The sequence below is a fragment of the Methyloversatilis sp. XJ19-49 genome, from assembly GCF_024580145.1.
In the GTDB taxonomy this organism is placed as follows: domain Bacteria; phylum Pseudomonadota; class Gammaproteobacteria; order Burkholderiales; family Rhodocyclaceae; genus Methyloversatilis.
This window is the reverse complement of sequence record NZ_JANINI010000001.1, coordinates 271776-293412: the sequence shown is the minus strand read 5'-3', so window position 1 is coordinate 293412 and position 21637 is coordinate 271776. Positions and strand designations below refer to the sequence as shown.

At 65.2% G+C, this 21637-nt stretch carries 19 protein-coding genes; 12 read left to right on the top strand and 7 right to left on the bottom strand.

The window, feature by feature from the left end; translation table 11 throughout:
- Positions 1–175: 175 nt before the first annotated feature.
- Positions 176–1081 carry a LysR family transcriptional regulator gene (locus NMQ16_RS01320; RefSeq protein ID WP_257078682.1) on the bottom strand — a complete coding sequence of 302 codons (906 nt, stop codon included), beginning with the start codon at positions 1079–1081 and terminating at the stop codon, positions 176–178.
- Positions 1082–1180: 99 nt separating this feature from the next.
- On the opposite strand from NMQ16_RS01320, the gene NMQ16_RS01315 reads away from it, so the two are divergent.
- The 11 genes from NMQ16_RS01315 (at position 1181) to NMQ16_RS01265 (ending at position 11243) form a co-directional block, all read left to right on the top strand.
- Positions 1181–2191, top strand: coding sequence for a YeiH family protein (locus tag NMQ16_RS01315; RefSeq protein WP_257078681.1), 1011 nt, complete (start codon positions 1181–1183; stop codon positions 2189–2191).
- A gap of 228 nt (positions 2192–2419) precedes the next feature.
- Positions 2420–3274 carry a sulfite exporter TauE/SafE family protein gene (locus tag NMQ16_RS01310; RefSeq protein ID WP_257078680.1) on the top strand — a complete coding sequence of 285 codons (855 nt, stop codon included), beginning with the start codon at positions 2420–2422 and terminating at the stop codon, positions 3272–3274.
- 103 nt (positions 3275–3377) lie between these two features.
- Positions 3378–4157: a GntR family transcriptional regulator gene (locus NMQ16_RS01305; protein WP_257078679.1), complete on the top strand. Its 780-nt coding sequence runs from the start codon at positions 3378–3380 to the stop codon at positions 4155–4157.
- A gap of 85 nt (positions 4158–4242) precedes the next feature.
- Positions 4243–5973, top strand: a complete 1731-nt coding sequence (locus NMQ16_RS01300) for a fumarate reductase/succinate dehydrogenase flavoprotein subunit (protein WP_257078678.1) — start codon at positions 4243–4245, stop codon at positions 5971–5973.
- A gap of 39 nt (positions 5974–6012) precedes the next feature.
- Complete coding sequence (locus NMQ16_RS01295) at positions 6013–6246, top strand: ferredoxin family protein (protein WP_069040201.1); 234 nt, start codon at positions 6013–6015, stop codon at positions 6244–6246.
- A gap of 11 nt (positions 6247–6257) precedes the next feature.
- Positions 6258–7205, top strand: coding sequence for a HEAT repeat domain-containing protein (locus tag NMQ16_RS01290; protein ID WP_257078677.1), 948 nt, complete (start codon positions 6258–6260; stop codon positions 7203–7205).
- A 10-nt stretch (positions 7206–7215) separates the two neighbouring features.
- Positions 7216–7551 (top strand): ferredoxin FdxA, encoded by a 336-nt coding sequence (gene fdxA, locus NMQ16_RS01285; RefSeq protein WP_257078676.1) that lies wholly within the window; start codon positions 7216–7218, stop codon positions 7549–7551.
- Between the two features lie 100 nt (positions 7552–7651).
- The gene (locus NMQ16_RS01280) at positions 7652–9097 is read left to right on the top strand and encodes an ABC transporter substrate-binding protein (protein WP_257078675.1); all 1446 of its coding nucleotides are present in this window, start codon (positions 7652–7654) and stop codon (positions 9095–9097) included.
- Positions 9098–9298: 201 nt separating this feature from the next.
- Entirely contained in the window at positions 9299–10066 is a 768-nt protein-coding gene (locus NMQ16_RS01275; RefSeq protein ID WP_257078674.1) for an ABC transporter permease, read from the top strand.
- The gene (locus NMQ16_RS01270; protein ID WP_257078673.1) at positions 10063–10932 is read left to right on the top strand and encodes an ABC transporter ATP-binding protein; all 870 of its coding nucleotides are present in this window, start codon (positions 10063–10065) and stop codon (positions 10930–10932) included. The genes NMQ16_RS01275 and NMQ16_RS01270 overlap by 4 nt, the downstream gene beginning before the upstream one ends.
- On the top strand, positions 10929–11243 hold the full coding sequence (locus NMQ16_RS01265; protein WP_257078672.1) for a DUF971 domain-containing protein: 315 nt from the start codon (positions 10929–10931) through the stop codon (positions 11241–11243). The genes NMQ16_RS01270 and NMQ16_RS01265 overlap by 4 nt, the downstream gene beginning before the upstream one ends.
- A gap of 300 nt (positions 11244–11543) precedes the next feature.
- Here the strand turns inward: NMQ16_RS01265 and NMQ16_RS01260 are convergent, their stop codons facing one another.
- From NMQ16_RS01260 to NMQ16_RS01235, 6 genes are all read right to left on the bottom strand, one after another.
- Positions 11544–12581: an ADP-ribosylglycohydrolase family protein gene (locus NMQ16_RS01260; RefSeq protein WP_257078671.1), complete on the bottom strand. Its 1038-nt coding sequence runs from the start codon at positions 12579–12581 to the stop codon at positions 11544–11546.
- 30 nt (positions 12582–12611) lie between these two features.
- On the bottom strand, positions 12612–13430 hold the full coding sequence (locus tag NMQ16_RS01255; RefSeq protein ID WP_257078670.1) for a phosphatase PAP2 family protein: 819 nt from the start codon (positions 13428–13430) through the stop codon (positions 12612–12614).
- Between the two features lie 6 nt (positions 13431–13436).
- Positions 13437–14246 carry a metallophosphoesterase gene (locus tag NMQ16_RS01250; protein WP_257078669.1) on the bottom strand — a complete coding sequence of 270 codons (810 nt, stop codon included), beginning with the start codon at positions 14244–14246 and terminating at the stop codon, positions 13437–13439.
- Complete coding sequence (locus tag NMQ16_RS01245; protein ID WP_257078668.1) at positions 14243–15181, bottom strand: diacylglycerol kinase family protein; 939 nt, start codon at positions 15179–15181, stop codon at positions 14243–14245. The genes NMQ16_RS01250 and NMQ16_RS01245 overlap by 4 nt, the downstream gene beginning before the upstream one ends.
- Before the next feature lie 412 nt (positions 15182–15593).
- Positions 15594–19031, bottom strand: a complete 3438-nt coding sequence (mfd, locus tag NMQ16_RS01240; protein WP_257078667.1) for a transcription-repair coupling factor — start codon at positions 19029–19031, stop codon at positions 15594–15596.
- 119 nt (positions 19032–19150) lie between these two features.
- A complete protein-coding gene (locus NMQ16_RS01235) occupies positions 19151–19504 on the bottom strand; it encodes a nucleotide pyrophosphohydrolase (RefSeq protein WP_257078666.1) in 354 nt (117 codons plus the stop codon).
- A gap of 136 nt (positions 19505–19640) precedes the next feature.
- On the opposite strand from NMQ16_RS01235, the gene NMQ16_RS01230 reads away from it, so the two are divergent.
- Positions 19641–21518 (top strand): potassium transporter Kup, encoded by a 1878-nt coding sequence (locus NMQ16_RS01230; protein ID WP_257078665.1) that lies wholly within the window; start codon positions 19641–19643, stop codon positions 21516–21518.
- Positions 21519–21637 lie beyond the last annotated feature (119 nt).

Sequence of the window (21637 nt, the reverse complement as noted above, 5' to 3'; positions counted from 1 at the left end):
TCGGAACGACCTCAGTGGGAGTGGCGCCTGTGGGAGCGGCGGCCTCGCCGCGATACTCACTTCGCACAGCGACCATCGCAGCACTGATCGCGGCGGGGCCGCCGCTCCCACAGGCCGCCGTTTCCACAGCAGCTGGCTCCCACAGCTGCGCCCTCGGCCCATTGAGCAGAAGGCGCTACGCCGATTCCTCGGCAGGCAAGGGTTGCGCATTCGCAAACAGGGCTTCGAAGGCGAGGGCGGCCGGGCTGATCGGGCGTTCGGGCAGGCGGATGCGATAGAGCGTGCGCTGTATCGCCGCACCGCCCGGGTGCAGACGGCGTATGCGCCCCAGTGCCAGCTGGTCGCGCGCGCAGATGCGCGGCACCATGCCCAGGCCGCGTCCCGCCGCCACGGTCTGCACGATGGCTTCATTGCTGCCCACTTCTATCGTGCGTGCCGGCGTCAGCCCCATTTCATCGAGCACACGGTCAGTGGCGGCGCGACTGCCGGAGCCGCGTTCGCGCACGATCCAGCTGTGATCAGCCAGATCGGCCGGCCGCAGCGCGCCGCCGGTCGGCAATTCGGCATCGCGCGGCGCGATGATCACCATTTCGTCGCGGCGCCAGACGCGGCGGTTCAAGCGCGCATCATCCACGTCGCCTTCGACCAGTGCCACATCGATTCGGCAGTCCAGCAACAGATCGGCGATCTGCCGCGTGTTGCCGCTGATCACCTGCAGTTCGACCTGCGGATGGCGGGCGTGGAAATCGACCAGGAAGGGCGGTAGCCAGTAAGTGGCGATGGTGGTGCTGGCACCTATGGTCAGCCGCCCGCGTTCGAGCGAACTGTAGGCGCGGATGGTTTCGGTCGCTTCCCGTTCGAGCGCCAGGATGCTGCGCCCGTATTCGTACAGCGCACGGCCCGACTCACTGGGCTTGAAGGTTTTGCCTCGGCGGTCGAGCAGCACGGTTTCGAGCTGCGATTCGAGCTCACGCACCGCCTTCGAGACAGCAGGCTGCGTGATGTTCAGTGCTTCGGCCGCACGCGAGAAGCTCTGAACTTCGACGACCTTCACGTAGATGCGCAGAAGATGCAGGTTCATGTATTACTCAAAGTAATCGAATGGTGATTTGCATGATATAGAAGAATGAATGGCTCGCCGCGTACGCTGCATTCACTTTCTGCAGCCCGCGACCCGCCCATGAATACGACGACTGCCCTCGCACCGCCCAGCCTGCCGACCGGTCTTGCCGCGTCGGTCGCGGTTGCCGGTGCAGCGGCTGCCCTTTCCGGCCTGACCGGTGTGTCGGCATACGGCTTTGGCTGGCTGCCCCTGGCGGTCTCCCTGGGCATCGTGATCGGCAATCTGTGGCCTTCGCTGCCGTCGCGCGGCGCCGAAGGATTCCGTCTGGCTCGCGGCACCCTGATGCGCGCCGGCATCGCCTTGTACGGACTGCGCATCGGCATCGACGAACTGGGCCGGGTGGGCTGGAGCGGTCTGCTGATGGCGGTGGTCGTGGTGCTCAGCACCCTCGGGCTGGCGCTGGCACTGGGGCGTCGTCTCGGACTCGACCCCCAGTTGGCCGTGCTGGTCGGCTGCGGCAGCGCGATCTGCGGTGCCGCAGCGGTTGCGGCCGCCGACAGCGTGATCGGTGCCCGGGCACGGCATGTGTCCGCGGCGGTGCTGGCGGTGGTGGTGTTCGGCACGCTGGGCATGTATCTGCTGCCCCTTCTCCATCCCCTGACGGGCTTGAGTGATCAGTCCTTCGGTCTATGGGTGGGGCTGACGGTGCACGAACTCGGTCATGTAGTGGCCGGGGCTGAGGCGGCCGGACCGGGCGCGGCCGCCAGTGCGCTGGTCGAGAAAATGATGCGCGTGATGTTGCTGGCGCCGGTCGTCATGCTGATCGCTGCCCGCTGGCGCGATGGCGGCACGACCGGTTCGTGCAGCCCGGGCGTGCCGCTTTTCCTCTACGGCTTCATCGCGACGATGGCGCTCAATGCGTCCGGTCTGCTGCCAGTGTGGCTGCACGCCCTGGGTGCCGAAGCGGCGCAGGCGCTGCTGGCAGTCGGTCTGGCGGCGCTCGGTGCGAACACCCGGCTGGCCGACATGGCGCTGGCCGGCTGGCGGGTGTGGGCGCTCGCTGCGCTGCTCTGGATATGGCTGTTGCTTGCCGGCTTCGGCCTGGTCAGCCTCGGGGCGCTGTCATGAATGCACGAAAGCAGAGCGCAGATCGTGCCGACGCACCGCGGCGGTCCATGCCGGCGTCGCAGGGCAAGTCCGGGCAGGTAAAGCGAAGGCACGGCTGGCAAGGCCTTGCGGTGGATGAGTCGTTTGCCGGATCACCGGCCCGGCTTTTGCTTGAAATGACCTGTCATGACAGGTTTGGCGTCGCACCGACGCGGAATGCGCGCCGCTTGTCCCGCCCGGGAGAACCGATTGGATGCTTCGCTGCTGAACACGCTGTGGCCGGACCGCGACATCGCGAGCTGGGCGGTGATTGCCGGTGCAGTGGTCGCAGGCGGCGTGCTGCGTGGCATGACCGGCTTCGGCGCGGCGCTGCTGATGGCGCCCCTGCTGTCCACGGTGGCGTCGGCGCGCGACACGCTGTGCATCGTCACCTTGCTGAACGCGCTGCCGCTGACCCACGCGCTGGGGCCGTCGGTACGGCGGATGGTCGATCACCGGGTGCTTTTGCCCATGCTCGGCGCAGCGTGTTTCGGGATTCCGCTCGGTCTGTGGCTGGTGAGCGTGTTGCCGGCGCGACTGTTCGGACAGGTGATCGGCCTTGCGGTCATCGCGAGCGCAGCGGTCTTGCTGACCGGCGTACGCCTGGTGCGCGGCTCCAGTCATGCCGGTTCCATCGGAGCGGGACTGTTCAGCGGGGTACTGACCGGCTTCGGTGGTGTCGGCGGACCGCCGGCCATCCTCTACCTGCTGGGCGTGGGAGCCGACAGTCATCGCGCGCGGGCCAGCTTCCTCGTGTACTTCGGATGCCTGTATCCGCTGGCACTGATTGCCATCGTGCTGTCCGGCTTGTTCGGCTTGTCGCTGCTGCTGCAGGGGCTTCTGCTGGCGCCCCTTTTTCATGGCGGCGGCCTGTTGGGCGAGCGTCTGTATCGCAGTCTGGACCCGCGACATTTCCGTCGTGTCGTGCTGTGCCTGCTGATGGCCACCGGTGCGTTCGCGGCCTGGCCGGCGCACGCGACCGCTTTGGTGCAAGCGCCTGTCGCGGTGCAGCAAACCGGTGCGTGCATCGGTGCGGAAGATGTGCTGTCAAGTCTGAAAAGTTGATTAAAAGCAATGGTTTATAGATATGTGGTGCGAGGCGGAAGAATTGGCACTGACCTTGCATGACATGACCCGTCATAACAGGTTCCCGAACAGGAGATCGATCATGGCACCCCACCGCAAGCAGATCGCGCCCCCGGGCGCTGCCAAGGTCGCGGATGCGTTGTCGCCGGTATCGCAGATGCCGCTGTATACGCAGATCCGCGAAATCCTGCGCCGGCGCATTCTCGACGGCAGCTATCCGCCGCATTCGCAGATGCCATCGGAAAGCCAGATGATTTCGGCATTCGCCGTCAGCCGCATCACGATCCGGCAGGCATTGGGCGACCTGCAGAAGGAAGGGCTCATCTTCAAGGTGATGGGCAAGGGCAGCTTCGTCGCCAAGCCCAAGGCCTTCCAGAGTCTGTCGCGGCTGCAGGGATTCGGCGAGGCGATGTCCACCTCCGGCTACGAAACCTACTCCCTGCTGCTCAGTGCCAGACCGGTGCCCGCGAGCGCAGTCGTGGCACAGCGGCTGCAGCTCAGGCCGGAAGCGCCGGTGTTCGAAATCCAGCGCCTGCGCTACCTGAACCGCGAACCGATTTCGGTCGACGTGAGCTACTTCCCGCCGGACATCGGCGAACGGCTCGCCCAGGAAGACCTGGCCACACGAGACATCTTCGTCATTCTCGAAAACGACCTCGGACGCAACCTCACGCACGCCGACGTGCAGATCGAGGCGATCTCGTCGGACGAGTCGCTGGCCCGTCATCTCGACATCGCCGAGGCCTCGCCGTTGCTGCGCATAGAGCGACTGACCTGGGCCGACGACCGGCCCATCGATTTCGAATTTCTCTACTACCGCGGCGACGCCTTCCAGTACCGCCTGCGCATCGACCGAAGTTGATCCACCACTGGAAAGCAACGCAGGAATTCTTCGATCGCAGCGGCGCGCCGACGCGCGACGGTGCAGTCCCAATCAAGGAGAGAACATGAAGCGCATTGACCTGGAATTCGATCTCGTCGTCATCGGCGGCGGGACAGGCGGCCCGATGGCCGCGGTGAAGGCGAAGGAGAAGAACCCGAAGCTGCGCGTGCTGCTGGTCGACAAGGCCAACGTGAAGCGCAGCGGCGCGATCTCGATGGGCATGGACGGCCTGAACAACGCGGTCATTCCGGGCCATGCGACGCCCGAGCAGTACGTCAAGGAAATCACCATCGCCAATGACGGCATCGTCGATCAGGAAGCGGTGATGGCCTACGCCGCCAACAGCTTCGACATGATCAACCAGCTCGATCAGTGGGGCGTCAAGTTCGAGAAGGACGAAACCGGCGACTACGCGGTGCGCAAGGTGCATCACCTCGGCAGTTACGTGCTGCCGATGCCCGAAGGGCATCACATGAAGAAGATCCTCTACCGCCAGTTGAAGAAGGCGCGTGTCGAGGTGACCAACCGGGTGGTCGTGACACGCGTGCTCACCGGCGCGGATGGAGAAGTCGTGGCGGTCATGGGCTTCGACTGCCGTACCGCCGACACCTATGTCATCCGCACGAAGGCGGCGGTGCTCTGTACCGGTGCTGCCGGGCGCATCGGCCTGCCGGCTTCGGGCTATCTGATGGGCACCTACGAAAACCCGACCAACTGCGGTGACGGCCACGCGATGGCCTATCACGCCGGGGCCGATCTGGCCAATCTCGAGTGCTTCCAGATCAATCCGCTGATCAAGGACTACAACGGACCGGCCTGCGCCTACGTGACCGGCCCCTTCGGCGGCTTCACCGCCAACTCCAAGGGCGAGCGCTTCATCGAATGCGACTACTGGAGCGGCCAGATGATGATGGAGTTCTACAACGAACTCGAAGGCGGCAACGGCCCGGTTTTCCTGAAGCTCGACCACCTGGCGGAAGAAACGATCCAGGAGATCGAAACCATCCTGCATACCAACGAGCGGCCCAGCCGCGGCCGCTTCCACGAGAAGCGCGGCAACGACTACCGCAAGCAGATGGTCGAGATGCACATCTCGGAAATCGGCTTCTGCAGCGGCCACAGCGCGTCCGGCATCCACACGAACGCAATGGGCGAGACGTCGGTGCCCGGTCTGTATGCCGCCGGCGACTGCGCCAGCGTGCCGCACAACTACATGCTGGGGGCCTTCGTCTACGGCCGGCTGTGCGGCGAGAACGCCGCCGCCTACTGCGCCGGCCACGGCCAGGGCGTGATCGATGCAGGGGACGTCGCCGCCGAGGAGCGCCGCATTCTCGCGCCGCTGGGCCGGACCGACGGGCTGACGCCCTACCAGATCGAGTACAAGACGCGCCGCCTGGTGAATGACTACCTGCAGCCGCCGAAGATCACGCGCAAGTACGAGATCGCGCTGCGTCGCTTCGACGAGATCCGCGAAGACGCCGAGTCGATGTTCGCAGCCAACCCGCACGAACTGATGCGTGCGATGGAAGCGCATTCCATTCTCGACTGCGCGGAAATGGCGGCGCGTGCATCGATGTTCCGCACCGAAAGCCGCTGGGGCCTCTACCACTATTTCCTCGATCACCCGGAGCGCGACGACGAGAACTGGTTCTGTCATTCGCTGCTGAGCAAGAGCGCGGAAGGCCGCATGCAGATGCGCAAGAAGGCCATCGAGCCCTACATCGTGCCGATCGACGAGGAAGAGCGCAGCGCCTATCAGCGCCTGCGCGTCGCGCACAACGCCGAAGCCGCCTGACACCCCGATCACATCGCCCGAATCCAGAGGAGTTACGCCATGACCATAGCCACCACGCAGACCCAGGTTCCGGTGAATGTCGATAACGACAAATGCATCGCCGAGAAGGGCTGCACCGTCTGTGTCGATGTCTGTCCGCTCGACGTGCTCGCCATCGACATGCTGACGAAGAAGGCCTTCATGAAGTTCGACGAATGCTGGTACTGCCTGCCGTGCGAAACCGATTGCCCGACCGGCGCAGTCAGCGTGTCGATTCCCTACCTGCTGCGCTGAGGAGCCGGACGATGGATATCCAGAACTGTTCAGTCGCCGAGCGCCTCGGCAGCGCGGACGCGGAAGTGCGGCGGCTCGCCGTGATCGACCTGCCTTATGGCGACGAGGACGACATCGTGCCGCTGCTGCTGCCGCGCCTTGCCGACCCGGATGCATCGGTGCGGACCGAAGCGGTGCGTGCGCTCGAGGGCTACGAAGAGCCCGAGGTGGTTTCGGCGCTGGCCCCGATGCTGCTCGATGCCGATGCCGATGTCCGCGCTGCGGCGGGTGTCGTGCTGTCCGAGCTGAAGGAAAGCGCGTCCGCCGTGCCATTGCTGCCTTTTTTGCACGGCCACTCTGCCGAGGTGCGCATGCTGGCGCTTCGTGCCATCCGTGCGCTGCGCGTGCCGGAAGCCTTCGCACCGGCGATGGAGGCGCTGAAGGACGCCGATGCCGGCGTGCGGCGCGAGGCGGTGGGGGTACTCGGCTACCTGCGGATGCCGGAGGCGATCGGTGCGCTGGCCCAGGTGGCGGCACTCGATGCGGACGCCGACGTGCGGCGCATCGCCATCGGCGCCATCGGCTATTCCAGCGAGGTGAGCGTGCTGCCGGCGCTGACGCGTGGTCTTGCCGACACCGCCTGGATGGTGCGCGATGAGGCAGCCCAGACCCTGGGCAAGCTGCGCCTCGGTCTGGCCATTCCCGACCTGATCCGCGCCATGCATGACGAGTACTGGCAGGTGCGCGTGAAGGCCGCCCGCTCGCTGGGTCTGCTCAAGGCCGTCGCCGCACTGCCGGCGCTGATCGAAGCGCTGACCCACACGATAGGAAACGTGCGCAAGGAAGCCGCCATCGCCCTCGGCGAGATCGCCGATCCGCGCGCGATTCCGGCGCTCGAGGCGGCGCTCGGCGATGCCGATCCCGATGTGCGCAAGCTGTCGCGGCTTGCGCTCACCGCCATCACCCTGGCGCAGAAATAAGGAGAAAGCCATGACCTATGTCGTGACCGAAGCATGCGTGCGCTGCAAGTACACGGACTGCGTGGATATCTGCCCGGTGGAGTGCTTTCACGAGGGCCCCGAGTTCCTGGTCATCAACCCGGACATCTGCATCGATTGCGGCGTGTGCGTCAGCGAATGCCCGGTCAGTGCGATTTATGCGCAGGACGATCTGCCCGCAGGACAGGAGGTGTTCATCGAGCTCAATGCGCGTCTCGCAGCGCAGTGGCCGGTGATCGCCGAGGCACACGAACCACTCGCCGATGCCGAGACCTGGGCCCAGGTGAGCGAAAAACGGCAGTACCTCGACGCCCTTCAGGGCGCATGAAAAAGCGGTGGATGGGCTGGGCAGGAGACAGGCTTCCGCAACAACAACCGCAGCAGCACTTCGTCGTCTTTTATTGAATTGACAGGGAGAGGTGAACGCCATGAATGCACTGAATGCAGGTTTCGATCGATTGGCTGCCGTATCGCGCGTGTTCGCACTGGGCATGTCCATCGCCCTCTGTGCGCCGGCCGCGCTGGCCGAGGTGATCACGGTGGGAATCGGTACGCAGAACACGACGACCAACACCGTGACCGGCGGCATCGTCATCAAGGAACTGGGTCTGCTCGAAAAGCACCTGCCGAAGACCGGCAAGTACAAGGACCTGCAGTTCAAGATCGAATGGCAGAACTTCACCTCGGGCCCGCCGGTGACCAACGGCATGGTGGCCAACACCCTGCAGATCGGCATGATGGGTGACTATCCGCTGCTGGTGAACGGCGCGACCTTCCAGGCGGGGCCGGAAACGAAAAGTCGTTTGATCGCGCTGATCGCCTACAACATCGATGGCGCCGGTAACGGCATGGTGGTGCGCAAGGATTCGCCGTACTTCCAGCTGTCCGACCTGAAGGGCAAGAAGGTGTCGGTGCCGTTCGGTTCCGCCGCGCACGGCATGCTGCTCAAGGCCATGGAAGACCGTGGCTGGAAGTCCGATTACTGGGAACTGGCCAGCCAGAGCCCAGAGGTCGGCACGTCGAATCTGCAGGAAAAGCGCATCGACGGCCATGCCGACTTCGTGCCGTTCGCCGAGTTGCTGCCCTATCGGGGCTTTGCGCGAAAGATTTTCGACGGCGTCGAAACCAAGGTGCCGACCTTTCATGGTGTGGTCGTACGCGAAGATTTCGCCAAAAAGTATCCGGAATTCGTCGTCGCCTACATCAAGGCGCTGATGGAAGCCAACGACTGGGTACGCAAGAACCCGGTTGAAGCGGCAACGAAGATCGAGGAATGGACCCGCGTCGAGAAGGAGGTCGCCTACATGTTCCTTGGCCCGAGCGGTGTCCATACGCTGGATCCCACCATCAAGCCGAAGTGGATCGAAACGGTGAAGTACGACCACGGCGTGCTGAGCCGCATGGGCCGGGTGAAGGAGTTCGACGCCGATGCGTGGGTCGATGAAACCTATGTGATGCAGGCCTACAAGGAACTCGGGCTCGACTACGCGGCGCAGAAGGCCGGCTATTCGAGTTATGAAATTTCGGGCACCGACCCCTTGTGCGGCGGCAGCATCACGGCGCCGCGCGAGGCGGGCGAGGTCTGGATAGAAGGCGGGGCGCTGACCGCCTACAAATCGGCCAACTGCACGCTGGCGGCGGTCCGCAAGGCAACGGAATCCGGCAAGAAGGTCGGGGTGGCATTCGTGTTCGATCAGACCTTCAAGATCAAGCTGTTCGCCGACAAGGCCTTCTACTCGCTGGTCAGCAAGGATGGCGCCACGCAGATCGTGCCTTTCCTGCTGAAGAAGGATGCAGAGGCGCACGCCGCCGCCAACGGTGGCAAGGCGGGGCTCTATGCCGATGCACTGGCCGTCGCAACGGTAAGGAAGTGAGCCATGGGAACCGCTATCAGGATTCAGCCCGCGGATGACGTGCGATCGTTCGCGCCGGAGCCGGACGACGGCGCGACATCGCTTCGTGAGGTGCCGGCTACGCCCGCCGTCAGGCACGTGGAACGGTCCGATACAGCGGCTCCCGTGGGCACACTCAGGTCATCGGCATTCCGGCGATTGTTGCGCAGCGAAGGGCCGGCAATGCTGCTGGCCCTCGTTTCCATCGGTCTGCTGATCGGTTTCTGGTATCTGGCGACCGCCTATCGCTGGGATTTCTACATCCGCTTCACGCACATCCCGGGGCCGGTCGAGGTCTATCGCGATGCACTGGCCCTGTTCGGCGACCCGAAGTTCATGACCAACATCACGATCAGCCTGCGTCGCATCATGCTCGGCTTCATCGTGGCCACGGTGCTTGGCGTGGGCTTCGGCCTGCTGATCGGACGCTACCGCACAGTACGCGGGCTGCTCTTTCCCGCCATGGAAATCCTGCGTCCGATACCGGCGATCGCCTGGGTGCCGATGTCCATCATGCTGTGGCCGACCACCGAAACCAGCATCGTGTTCATCACCTTTCTCGGCGCCTTTTTTCCCATCCTGCTGAACACCATGCACGGTGTGGCGACGATGGATAGCGTGCTGGTGCGGGCGGCGCGCTGCCTGGGGGCCAACGAATACGCACTCATGACCCAGGTGGTGCTGCGCGGCGCGATGCCCCACATCTTCACCGGACTGTCCGTGGGCATGGGCGTGGCATGGGTATCGCTGATTGCTGCGGAGATGATTTCAGGTCAGTACGGCGTCGGCTACTTCACGTGGGAAGCGTATTCGCTGATCGAGTATTCACACATCGTGATCGGCATGCTCGTCATCGGCGTACTGGGTCTGCTGTGCAGCGGTGCCATCCGCCTGCTGGCCCGGCTCGCCATGCCATGGCAGGTATCGGTCGGCAAGGAGAACACGCGATGAACGCCACGTCCGTACCCGGCAAGGGGCACATCGAAATCCGCGATGTCTGCGTCCGCTTCACCCAGAACGGCGTGCCGCTCGATGCGGTGAGCGAGGTGTCGCTCGACGTGAAGCCCGGTGAATTCGTATCCATCGTCGGGCCGTCCGGATGCGGCAAATCGACCTTGCTCAACATTGTCGCGGGCTTCCTGAAGCCGCATCAGGGCATCGTTTCGGTCGATGGCTCGCCGGTCGGCGGTCCGGGTGCCGACCGCGGCGTGGTGTTCCAGCAGTACTCGCTGTTTCCTTGGCTGCGCGTACGCGAAAACGTCGAATTCGGCCTGAAGATGAAAGGCGTCAGCCGCAGCGCGCGCGAAACAAAAGCGCGCACCCTGCTCGGGCTGGCCGGCCTGCTGTCGTTCGAGAATCACTATCCGGAGCAATTGTCCGGCGGCATGAAGCAGCGCGTCGGCATCGTGCGCGCGCTGGCCACCAGCCCCCAGGTCATGCTGATGGACGAGCCCTTCGGAGCGCTCGACTCGCAGACGCGCGTGGTGATGCAGGAAATCCTGACCAATATGTGGCAGCAGCTGCAGCTGTCGGTGCTGTTCATCACCCACGACATCGAAGAGGCGATCTTCCTGTCGGACAAGATCTACGTGATGACCGCGCGCCCCGGCCGCATCAAGGCGGAAATTCCGGTGCCGCTGCCGCGCCCGCGCACGCCTGAAATGACCTCGTCGCCGACCTTTCTCGCATTGCACCGTCAGTTGAAGGCGTTGATCCGCGAAGAAAGCCTCGCGGCCATGGGCGGCGAGCTGAAGGAAGGCGGTCTGGCCGGGCACGACTGGCATGTCGGCGCGGAAGGCGTGGGCGCGATGCTGTGAGTGCGCTGCCGAGGCGCATCACGGTGCACAGCGCGTCGCGTCTGTTGCACATCGAGTGGGACGACGACACCGAGAGCGCGCTGTCCCATGCATTGCTGCGCCAGCGCTGCCGCTGCGCTTTCTGCACGAAGGCGGCGCGCGCCGGTGCGGCGCCGGAGGACTGCAGCGAAGTCGCGCTGACGGAGGTTCATGAAATGGCAGGCACCGGCGTGAACCTCGTGTTCTCCGACGGCCACCGGCGCGGCATCTATCCGTGGGCCTATCTGCGCGAACTGGGTGCGCAGTGCGAAGCCGGGGCGGTCGGATCGTGAAAGTGCAGGTCGTAGCGAAGCGGGCGACTGATCACAGCGTCGCCATCAGACAGGCCGCCGACATGAACTTGCCCGTCGCGCACCGCCCGCGGGCGCGGCACCGGTGAGCGCAGCACCTGTGGGAGCTGCGACGGTTTTGTGGGAGCGGCGGCCTCGCCGCGATCCGCGCGCTGCACAACGCTTGTCACAGCACTATCGCGGCGAGGCCGCCGCTCCCACAGGTGCCGCTCCCACAAGGCCACCGTTCCCGCAGGGCCGGCATGCCAGGCATCGACGCGTGCGACGCGGCCGGGTTTTTCGTCAGCCGCCCTTCAGCGCCAGCGCCGACAGTTTTTCCAGAAGACCCTTCAAGCGGTCGTGCTCATGCAGCCCGTCGATCCACGCCTGCGGCACGGCATGCATGCCGCCCTGCGCGCCGAGCAGCGCGCCGAGCACGACGCCACGGTGGCAGTTGTCGCCGCCCAGTCGCGCGTTGGACTTCAGTCCGGCGCGCAGGTCGGATCCGTATTTCACGGCGAGGAAGAGCGTCGCCGGCAGTGAATCTTCCAGGTAGCAGGCCGGGCTGAACTGGGTACCGACGACTTCTTCGTCCGGTCGCGTGCGCACCCACGAACGGTAGGGCCAGGTCAGTGCGGTGTGCGCGGCGCCGCCCGCGCGCTCGATGGCGTCGTCGATCGGCACGCCCTGCAGCAGGAAGTACATCAGGTCGGCGAACACTTTCGCCGCCTCGGCTGCGACCGGCCCCTTGTGCGTCAGATCGATGTGCGACGCCACGGCCTCCAGCATCGCATGGCGGTTGGCCGCGTGGAAAAGGATGAGCGGTGTCAGCGTCGCCAGACCGCCGATGTGGATATCCTCGATGCCGCAGTCGCCCAGTTCACGGCCTTCGGCGTAGTGCCTGAAGAAGGCGCGGTGGTACTCCTCGACATAGGTATCGCCGTGCATGCCGGGCGTCAGCATGAAGTCGAGGTAGCGGCGCGCGAAGTCGTCGCGGTCGTAGTGGCCGCACTCGACCAGCGACTCGGCCAGCAGTGCGGCGAGCCGGATGTTCAGCGTGTTTTCGCCGGCGTGCAGGAACTGGTGGTAGTGGATGCCGCGCGGCCCGCCCCAGAAGCGGGCCTGATCATGCAGGATGTCGTCGGTCGCGTCGGTGTGCTGGTACGTGCTGCGCCACAGGATGCTGTCCGGATGTGGATTGTGCGGCGCCATGTAGTGGTCGATCTCGCCGTAATCGACCGCGATGCGGCTACGCGTGTAGTACCAATGCACCGGCATGGCCAGTGCGTCGCCGATGAAGCTGGCCCACCAGGCCGCTTCGAGGCGCGAGTGATCGATCATGGTTGCTGCTCCTTGTGTACCGTTGTGCGGTCAGGCATTTCGCTGTCCGGATGGTTGCATGACGCGGCCAGTGCGTCGACGAAACAGCGCCGCGACGGTGATGCACGACGTGAGCCACGCCGACCCGGAGGCAAAGCCGGCCATCACATCGCTGGCGAAATGCACGTGCAGCACGATGCGGCTCAGCGCGGTCACCAGCGCGATCGCGACGGCGCCCAGCAGCACCGGCAGATGCCAGCGCGCCGGCAACAGTTGCATCAATATCCAGGCGGCCATGCCATAGGCCACCAGCGTACCCGAGCTGTGGCCGCTCGGAAAACTCCAGCTGGTTTCCCAGGTCTGGCCGTGTTCGTGCAGCGGGCGAACGCGTTCGAACATCGCCTTCAGTGAATGATTGAGCAGCGAATTTCCACCGATGGCCGCCACCCACGAAGCGGCCAGCAGGCGTTCGCCGCCGGCCAGCAGTGCGGCTGCGCCAACGATGCACAGCGTCGTCAGCACGATCGTGTCGCCGAAGTGCGTGAGACGGGCGAACACACGCAGCGTACCGGCGGGCTGATGCGCGGCCATGGCGTCGGCCAGCGCGTGGTCGAACTGCACCAGTCGGCCGTCGCCAGACACTGCCGATGCGACGGCAGCGAACAGCAGCAGCGCACACAAAAGGAATATGGCGCCGGTGGTTGCGATCTGCACGCGGGTGCGGGTGCCCGCCGGCCACAGGCGACGGGTGGTGGTGTGACCGGCGATGGCCAGTGCGAAGGTGATACCGAGAGCGCCCAGGCAGAGCGGCACCGCGTGCCGCGCGATGAAGTCGGCCAGCTGCTGCGGGTCGGCAGGAAGGGCGCTCATCAGTGCTCAGTGATGCGCATCAAGCGCCAGCGCGCTCAGTGCGCCAGGCTCGAAGCGATCGCTTTCCGCGCAGTAGTCCCAACGCTCGACAACGGCGGTACGCGCGCCACGCAGCGTGATTGCACGGATCAGATTGACCGAGTTGCCGGCCTCCGGTCGCGTGCGCTCCGACACGGCGGTTCCTGCCTGCACGGCCCACGCCGTGCGCAGGCCGTCGCCGTCGAGCCGGCGCACGAACGGCAAGTGGATGTGGCCGCCCAGAATGAGGTCGACGCCGGCGGCCCGCCATCGGATGACCGCCGCGCGATGGCCATGTACGCGGTTGTGCGTTTCGTCGGGCCGGCTCACCTCCACCGGGTGATGCAGCATGACGATGCGCAGTGCGCCGTCCGGTGCACCGTCGAGCGCACGCGCGACCGATTCGATCTGTCCGGCCGACAGTTCGCCATCGACATGGCGGTATGCACGTGTCGAGTCGACGCTGACGATACGCACGCCCCCGGCATCGAACACCGCGTCGTGCGCGACGCCGAAGGCGCGCCGGTAACTGCGGTAGGGCGCGAGCAGCCGCTCGAAAATGTTGAACAGGGCAATGTCGTGGTTGCCGGGCAGGGTGACCTGCGCCGGGATGCCCAGGCTGTCGACAAAGCTGCGCGCGGCGGCAAACTGACTGGCGCGCGCGCGCTGCGTGATGTCGCCCGACAGCAGCAGCACGCCGGGCTGCTGTGCCCGCGCCAGCCGGCGCAGGGCGTCGCATACCGGCGGGCGTTCGACGCCGAAATGGGTGTCGGAGATCTGCATCAGCAGTGTGCTCATGCCGCCGGGCCGCGCGGCACGATGAGATTCAGCGCGTCCGGCAGCGCCTCGAAATGCAGCGGTGCATTCATCCACGCGACTTCACCGTCGGTGGCCACCTTGATGTGCCGGCGTCGCCGCGAACTCAGGTTCAGCGTGCGGAAACTGAAATTCATCACGCGGTCGGCGTCACCCAGTCGCCCCAGCGCCCCGCGCACCAGCAGCAACAGCATGGCCAGCTTGCCGGTCGGGCGCAGCGTGATGGCGGCCAGCCTGCCGCGGGCGAGGTCCGACGCCTCGGGCAGACCCAGTTGCTCCAGCTGCAGACGGTTGTTGCCGACGAACAGCGTCACCGTCCGGATGGTGCGCCGCTCGCCGCCGTGTTCGATGTCCAGCGTCAGTCGCCGGTGTTCGCGCAGCAGCGTCAGCAGGCCGGCCCAGAAGGCGACGATGCGGCTGCGTCCGAGCTGGCGCTTCCACTCCTCGCGGTTTTCCAGCAGCGCCGGATACAGACCCAGACTGGCATTCACCAGGAACACGCGTTCATTCACGCGGCCGACCTGCACCGGCCGCACTTCGCCGTCAAGCAGCAACAGCAAGGCAGCTTCGGTGTCGGCCGGAATGCCGTGTTCGCGGCTGAAGTAGTTGAACGTGCCCTGTGGCAGCACGCCAAAGGTGAGACCGCTGCCCAGCATTGCCTGCGCGACAGTGTTGATCGTCCCGTCGCCGCCGGCCGCAACGACGATGCCCTGTTCGGCGTGCGCCCGTGCCACGGCGTCGCGCGCCAGCTCGGGCAGTGTCTGCGTCGATCCGACCATCAGGATGTGGTGCGTTCGACCGGCGGCCGCCAGCACCGTGGCGATGGTGTCGCAGGTCTGTGCGGCGTCGCTGCTGCCGGAGGCGGCGTTGAGCACGATGAACAACGGCGGGGCCTGCAAGGAAAGCGGGGTGGACATCGAAGGTGCCGGGGTGCGGGTCGAAACCCGGGAACCTCACATGATAGGGAAGCAAGAGGGCTTCATCAGCCGGACGATGCCGACAGTCGCCGCCGTACGGCTTCCCGGACCCGCAGCGCGAATGGCGCGAAATCGAGCCAGGGCGTCGGCAGGACCTCGTTTCGGGACGGCGTGCAAACATCGAACCGATACAGCACTCAACAGACATCGTTGCATGCAATGTGCGCTTTCCATTCGGACGTGGCGTGTGATCGACGTGTCGTTGTTGGGCATCGCCTGCGGCTCACCCCCAACCTACCGGTGCGGTCCGCGGCGATTGGGTGAATCATCGCGCCGTAGGTTGGGGTGAGCCGCAGGCGATGCCCAACGCTGTCCGCAGCCCTCGATCAGTCGAAACGCCTGAATGATCGCCTCAGCAGGTGAGCTTCTTCATCAGTTCGCGCACGCCGGCGACGCGCGCATCTAGATCTATGCTGGAACGCTTCCACGACAGCCGGTCCTGCCCGGCCAGCTTGAAGTTCCGGTCCTTCTGCACGAGCTGGATGATGCGGATCGGCTCGATCGGCGGGTTGGGCACGAAGGTCACCAGGATCTGCGTGTCGTGCGCGTCGATCTTGGTGATGCCGAGCGGTTTCGCGGCGATGCGCAGCCGGTGCGTTTCGAGCAGGGCGCGTGTCTGGTCGGGCATCTGGCCGAAGCGGTCGACGAGTTCTTCGCGCAGCGCCGACACTTCGTCGACGGTTTCGCAGTTTGCGAGGCGCTTGTAAAGCGTGAGCCGCTCGTGCACGTCCGGGCAGTAGGCGGTCGGCAGCAGCGCCGGCGTGTGCAGGTTGATTTCCGACACGATGTCCAGCGGTTGCGTGAGGTCGGCGTCTTCGCCCTTCTGCAGCGACTTGACCGCGCTCTTGAGCATGTCGGTGTAGAGGTTGAAACCGATTTCCTGCATTTCGCCGGATTGCGATTCGCCAAGCACTTCGCCGGCACCACGGATCTCGAGGTCGTGCATCGCGAGGTAGAAGCCGGACCCGAGTTCTTCCATCATGGTGATGGCTTCCAGCCGGCGGCGTCCCTGTTCGGTCGGCTTGGCGTGCGCGTCGGTCAGCAGGTAGGCGTAAGCCTGGTGGTGGCTGCGGCCGACCCGGCCGCGCAGCTGGTGCAGCTGGGCCAGACCGAAGCGGTCGGCGCGGTTGATGATGATGGTATTGGCGTTCGGGTTGTCGATGCCGGTTTCGATGATGGTCGTGCACAGCAGCAGGTTGTGCCGGCGCTGCGTGAATTCGCGCATCACGCGCTCCAGCTCGCGCTCGGGCAACTGACCGTGGCCGATGACGATGCGCGCCTCGGGCAGCAGGTCGGCGAGCCGGGTGCCCATCTCTTCGATGGTGTCGACCTCGTTGTGCAGGAAATACACCTGCCCGCCGCGCTTGAATTCGCGCAGCACCGCTTCGCGGATCAGGCCGCGCGACCACGGGCTGACAAAGGTCTTGATGGCCAGCCGCTTCTGCGGCGCGGTGGCGATGACCGAAAAGTCGCGGATGCCTTCGAGCGACATGGCCAGCGTGCGCGGAATCGGCGTCGCGGTCAGCGTCAGCACGTCGACCTCGGCGCGCAGCGACTTCAACGCCTCTTTCTGGCGCACGCCGAAGCGGTGTTCCTCGTCAATGATGACCAGGCCGAGGCGGGCGAAGCTCACGTCCTTCTGCAGCAGGCGGTGCGTGCCGATCAGCACGTCGATCTTGCCTTCGGCCGCTTCCTTCAGTGCCTGCGTCTGTTCCTTCGCACTCTTGAAACGCGAAATTTCGGCGATGCGTGCCGGCCATTCGTGCGCCACCTGTGCGAAGCGGTCGCTGAAGGTCTGGTAGTGCTGTTCGGCCAGCAGCGTGGTGGGTGCCAGCACGGCCACCTGCTTGCCGTCGGCCACCGCGACGAAGGCGGCGCGCAGCGCGACTTCGGTCTTGCCGAAGCCGACGTCGCCGCACACCAGGCGGTCCATCGGCCGGCCGGACGTCATGTCGCCGACCACCGCGGTGATCGCGCCCATCTGGTCCGGCGTTTCCTCGAAGCCGAAACCTTCGGCGAAGGCATCCATGTCGTGTTGCTTGAAACCGAAGGTATGGCCCTTGCGCGCCGAGCGCTGGGCGTACAGCGCCAGCAGTTCGGCAGCGGTGTCGCGCACCTGGGCGGCGGCGCGCTTCTTCGCCTTGTCCCACTGGCCGGAACCGAGCTTGTGCAGATGCACCTGGTCGCCCGGCGCGCCGCTGTAGCGGCTGATCTGGTGCAGTTGCGACACCGGCACATAGAGCTTGTCGCCGTCGGCGTATTCCAGATGCAGGAATTCGGTTTCACCCTCGCCCAGGTCCATGTGGGTCAGGCCGATGTAGCGACCGATGCCGTGCTGCAGATGCACCACCGGATCGCCGATCTTCAGCTCGGTCAGGTCGCGCAGGAAATTCTCGGCAGTGACCTTGCGGCCGTCGCGCTTGCCGCGCGAACGCGCCTGCGTCGGGTACAGCTCGCTTTCGGTCACCAGCACCATTGCCGGCGACAACAGCGCGAAGCCCTCGACCAGCGGACCGATGGCGACCGTCAGGGCGGCGTCTGCCGCGACGGCGGCGTCGAAGCCGTCGACCTGCGCACTGGCCAGCCCGTATTCGGCGAAGTAGTCGATCAGCGTTTCGCGTCGCCCGGCCGATTCGGCGATCACCACGACGCGCTGTGCCGCGACCTGCGCGCGCAGCCGGTGCAGCGGGTCGGCCGCCTTGCGCTCGATGCCCAGCTCCGGCAATGCCGACGCCCCCGCCGACGTGTCCGGTGCGCCGCGCCCGAGACGCACGATGGCGCGATTCGCCAGTGACACGTGGAACTGCTCTTCCGACAGGAACAGTTCGGTCGGCGGCAGGATGGGCCGCGCACGTTCGCCCTTCATCAGGTCGAAGCGGCTCTTCGTGTCGCGCCAGAAGTCGCCGATCGCGTCATTCACCTCGGCGTCGAGCGCCACCATCGCGTTGGCCGGCAGATAGTCGAACAGCGTGTCGGTGTGTTCGAAGAACAGCGGAATGTAGTACTCGATGCCGGCGGTCGGTACGCCGTTGGACACATCCTTGTAGATGACCGACTTCGAAGGGTCACCCTCGAAAGCTTCGCGGAAGCGCGAGCGGAAGGCGGTGCGCGCCTTGTCGTCCATCGGGAACTCGCGCGCCGGCAGCAGGCGGATTTCCTTGGTCGGGAAAACGGTGCGCTGGGTGTCCACGTCGAACGTGCGGATGCTTTCCACTTCGTCATCGAACAGGTCGATGCGGTAGGGCAGGGCGGCGCCCATCGGATACAGGTCGACCAGACCGCCGCGTACGCTGTATTCGCCCGGCGCCACCACCTGGGTCACCGGGCCGTAGCCGGCCACTGTCAGTTGCAGGCGCAGGCGCTCGACGTCGAGCTTTTCGCCCTGCTTGACGAAGAAGGTGTGGGCGGCGAGGTATTCGCGTGGCGCCAGCCGGTACAGCGCGGTCGAGGCCGGCACGACCAGCACGTCCAGTTCGCCGCGCATCAGCGCGTACAGCGTTTCCAGTCGCTCGGATACCAGGTCGTTGTGCGGCGAGAACTGGTCGTAGGGCAGGGTTTCCCAGTCCGGCAGCTGGAAGCTGCGCAGCGTCGGCGCGAACCAGCGTAGTTCGTCGACCAGGCGCTGTGCGTCCATCGGACGTGCCGCGACGACGACCAGCGGCGCACCGGCGTCTTTCGCAAGGCCGGCCAGCGCGAGCGCCTGGGCGCCACCGGGCAGCGGCGGCCAATCGATGCGGCTGGCCGGGCGCGGGCGTGACAGGGCTTTCAGCAGGGAGGGCGATGTAGTCATGGGCAGCTGGGAACACTGCGGTACGCCAAGGTTCGCGCACCGAGAAAAAGCTTGAGGACGCCAGGCGGCGAAGGGCGTGACGAAGGGCGTGATTATCGCGGAAACGGCCGCCGGCCGCCTCACTCGTACTCGTCGTATTTGCGCGCGTCGCCGCGCACCCGCTCGGCGGGGTATTTGTCCCGGTTGATCTGCATCTTTTCGGCGATGGCGGCAGGCAGGTCGATGTCCAGCGTGTCCGCCAGCCGGACCAGATAGACCAATGTGTCGGCCAGTTCGTGGCCGACCGCCCGCTTTTTGGCGTCAGGCAGCTCATGGCCGGTGACCAGCCACTGGAAGTGTTCCATCACTTCGGCGGCTTCGATGCTCATCGCCATCGCGAGATTCTTCGGAGTATGGAACTGCGCCCAGTCGCGCTCGGCGACGAACTGGCGGATCAGGTTGCGCAGTGAACGCAGGTCGGCGGTGTCATCCATGGTGTGCGGGGCGATGGTGGGTTCGACATGGGAAGTCGGGGGGATTGTTGCAAATGTGACGCAGGACGGACAGGACCGCTTGATCTTGCATATGTTGCGGCGCAATATCGGCGGCCTGTCATTCCACGATGCAGAAATGACTCGACATACAGCCGATGCGAAGGCGCTCGGCCCGCTGATGCTGGCGGCACTGGGCGTGGTTTTCGGCGACATCGGCACCAGTCCGCTGTATGCCTTCAAGGAAGCCTTTACTGGCAATCACGGCCTTCCGCTGTCGGAAGCGAACGTGCTGGCCGCGCTGTCGGCGCTGTTCTGGTCCGTCACGCTGATCATTTCCTTCAAGTACGTGTTCATTGTGCTTCGTTTCGACAACGACGGCGAAGGCGGTGCGCTGGCACTGGCGTCGCTGGCGCAGCGGGCGGCCCGTGCAGGGGTGCGCCGGCGGGTGGCGGCGGTCACCGCTGCCGGCGTGTTCGCGGCGGCGATGTTCTACGGCGATGCGGTGATCACGCCGGCCATTTCCGTGCTGTCGGCGGTCGAGGGGCTGGCTGTCGTGGCGCCGACGCTGGAGCACTGGATCGAACCGATCACCATCCTCATCATCATCGTGCTCTTTTCGGTGCAGCGTCAGGGCACTGCGCTGGTCGGACGTTTTTTCGGCCCGATCACCATCGTGTGGTTCGCAGTGCTTGCGCTGCTCGGAATCAACAGCATCGTGCAGACGCCCGACGTGTTGCGCGCACTCGATCCGACGTACGCCATCGTGTTCGCGATCGACAAACCGGCGCAGGCTTTCCTGCTGCTCGGCGCCGTGTTTCTCGCGCTGACCGGCGGCGAGGCGCTGTATGCCGACATGGGGCATTTCGGCAAGCGACCGGTGCGCCTGGCCTGGTATTTCATCGTGTCGCCGGCGCTGCTGATCAATTACTTCGGTCAGGGCGCATTGGTGTTGCGGGCGTCCGAAACGGTCAGCAATCCCTTTTTCAATCTGGCACCCGAGGCGCTGCGCCTGCCGCTCCTGCTGCTGGCCACGATGGCGACCGTGATCGCGTCGCAGGCGGTCATTTCCGGCGCCTTCTCGATCACCGCACAGGCCTCGCGGCTGGGTTATCTGCCGCGCTTGCGCCAGCTGCACACCTCGGACACCGAGCGCGGGCAGATCTACATTCCGGCCGTTAACTGGCTGATGCTGATCGGCGTGGTCGTGCTGGTGCTCGAATTCGACACCTCCAGCGATCTGGCGGCGGCCTACGGCATTGCCGTATCGGGTGACATGATCATCACGACGCTGCTGATGATCTTCATCACCAGCATGTCGCAGCGGCGCCTGAAGATTGCACTGCTTGCCGTGCTGGGGGTGTTCTTCGTCATCGAACTGCTGTTCTTCGCGTCCAACCTGACCAAATTCCTCGATGGCGGATGGCTGCCGATGTTGCTCGGTGCGGCGCTGTTCACGATGTTGACCACCTGGAAGCGTGGCAGCGAACTGCTGGCGCGCGAGCGCAGGCGCATCAACATTCCGATGGAGGACTTTCTGTCCAGCCCGATTCCCGAGGTGCCGCGCGTGCCGGGTACGGCGATCTATCTGACGTCCGATCCGGAAACCGTTCCGAGTGCGCTGTTCCATAATCTCAAGCATTTCAAGGTCTTGCATGAGTCCGTGCTGTTCCTTCATGTACGGATCGAGGAAGTACCCCGGGTGGCGGCGGAAGAACGGATGAACGTGCAGCGGCTGGCCGACAACACCTGGGCGATCGAAGTGCGTTACGGCTTCCGCGAGGAGCCGGATATTCCCGAAGCGCTGCAGGCGCTGCCGGCTGAAGTTCTGGAACTCGAAGCGATGGATACGACCTATTTCGTCGCGCGTTCGACTGTCGTCGAAGGCGTGGGTGATCTGTCGGCATGGTGCCGTGCGCTGTTCGGCTGGATGCTGAGGCAGTCGGAGGGGCCGGCCAATTACTTCCATCTGCCGCCGAACCGGGTGGTCGAACTGGGTACGCAGATCAGTCTCTGAAGCATGCATGGCGTCTGGTTGTGCGCGTGCCTGTGCCGTAAGGGAACTGCCGGGCTGCGACAATGACAGACCAGGGCCGGCCCCGGCCATCGAACCCCGGGTCGGCAAAGCCTGCGACG

Coding starts and splice junctions, on each gene's coding strand:
- NMQ16_RS01320 (WP_257078682.1), bottom strand. CDS start 1,081: ATGAACCTGCATCTTCTGCGCATCTACGTGAAGGTCGTCGAAGTTCAG.
- NMQ16_RS01315 (WP_257078681.1), top strand. CDS start 1,181: ATGAATACGACGACTGCCCTCGCACCGCCCAGCCTGCCGACCGGTCTT.
- NMQ16_RS01305 (WP_257078679.1), top strand. CDS start 3,378: ATGGCACCCCACCGCAAGCAGATCGCGCCCCCGGGCGCTGCCAAGGTC.
- NMQ16_RS01300 (WP_257078678.1), top strand. CDS start 4,243: ATGAAGCGCATTGACCTGGAATTCGATCTCGTCGTCATCGGCGGCGGG.
- NMQ16_RS01295 (WP_069040201.1), top strand. CDS start 6,013: ATGACCATAGCCACCACGCAGACCCAGGTTCCGGTGAATGTCGATAAC.
- NMQ16_RS01290 (WP_257078677.1), top strand. CDS start 6,258: ATGGATATCCAGAACTGTTCAGTCGCCGAGCGCCTCGGCAGCGCGGAC.
- fdxA (WP_257078676.1), top strand. CDS start 7,216: ATGACCTATGTCGTGACCGAAGCATGCGTGCGCTGCAAGTACACGGAC.
- NMQ16_RS01280 (WP_257078675.1), top strand. CDS start 7,652: ATGAATGCACTGAATGCAGGTTTCGATCGATTGGCTGCCGTATCGCGC.
- NMQ16_RS01275 (WP_257078674.1), top strand. CDS start 9,299: ATGCTGCTGGCCCTCGTTTCCATCGGTCTGCTGATCGGTTTCTGGTAT.
- NMQ16_RS01270 (WP_257078673.1), top strand. CDS start 10,063: ATGAACGCCACGTCCGTACCCGGCAAGGGGCACATCGAAATCCGCGAT.
- NMQ16_RS01260 (WP_257078671.1), bottom strand. CDS start 12,581: ATGATCGATCACTCGCGCCTCGAAGCGGCCTGGTGGGCCAGCTTCATC.
- NMQ16_RS01255 (WP_257078670.1), bottom strand. CDS start 13,430: ATGAGCGCCCTTCCTGCCGACCCGCAGCAGCTGGCCGACTTCATCGCG.
- NMQ16_RS01250 (WP_257078669.1), bottom strand. CDS start 14,246: ATGAGCACACTGCTGATGCAGATCTCCGACACCCATTTCGGCGTCGAA.
- NMQ16_RS01245 (WP_257078668.1), bottom strand. CDS start 15,181: ATGTCCACCCCGCTTTCCTTGCAGGCCCCGCCGTTGTTCATCGTGCTC.
- mfd (WP_257078667.1), bottom strand. CDS start 19,031: ATGACTACATCGCCCTCCCTGCTGAAAGCCCTGTCACGCCCGCGCCCG.
- NMQ16_RS01235 (WP_257078666.1), bottom strand. CDS start 19,504: ATGGATGACACCGCCGACCTGCGTTCACTGCGCAACCTGATCCGCCAG.
- NMQ16_RS01230 (WP_257078665.1), top strand. CDS start 19,641: ATGACTCGACATACAGCCGATGCGAAGGCGCTCGGCCCGCTGATGCTG.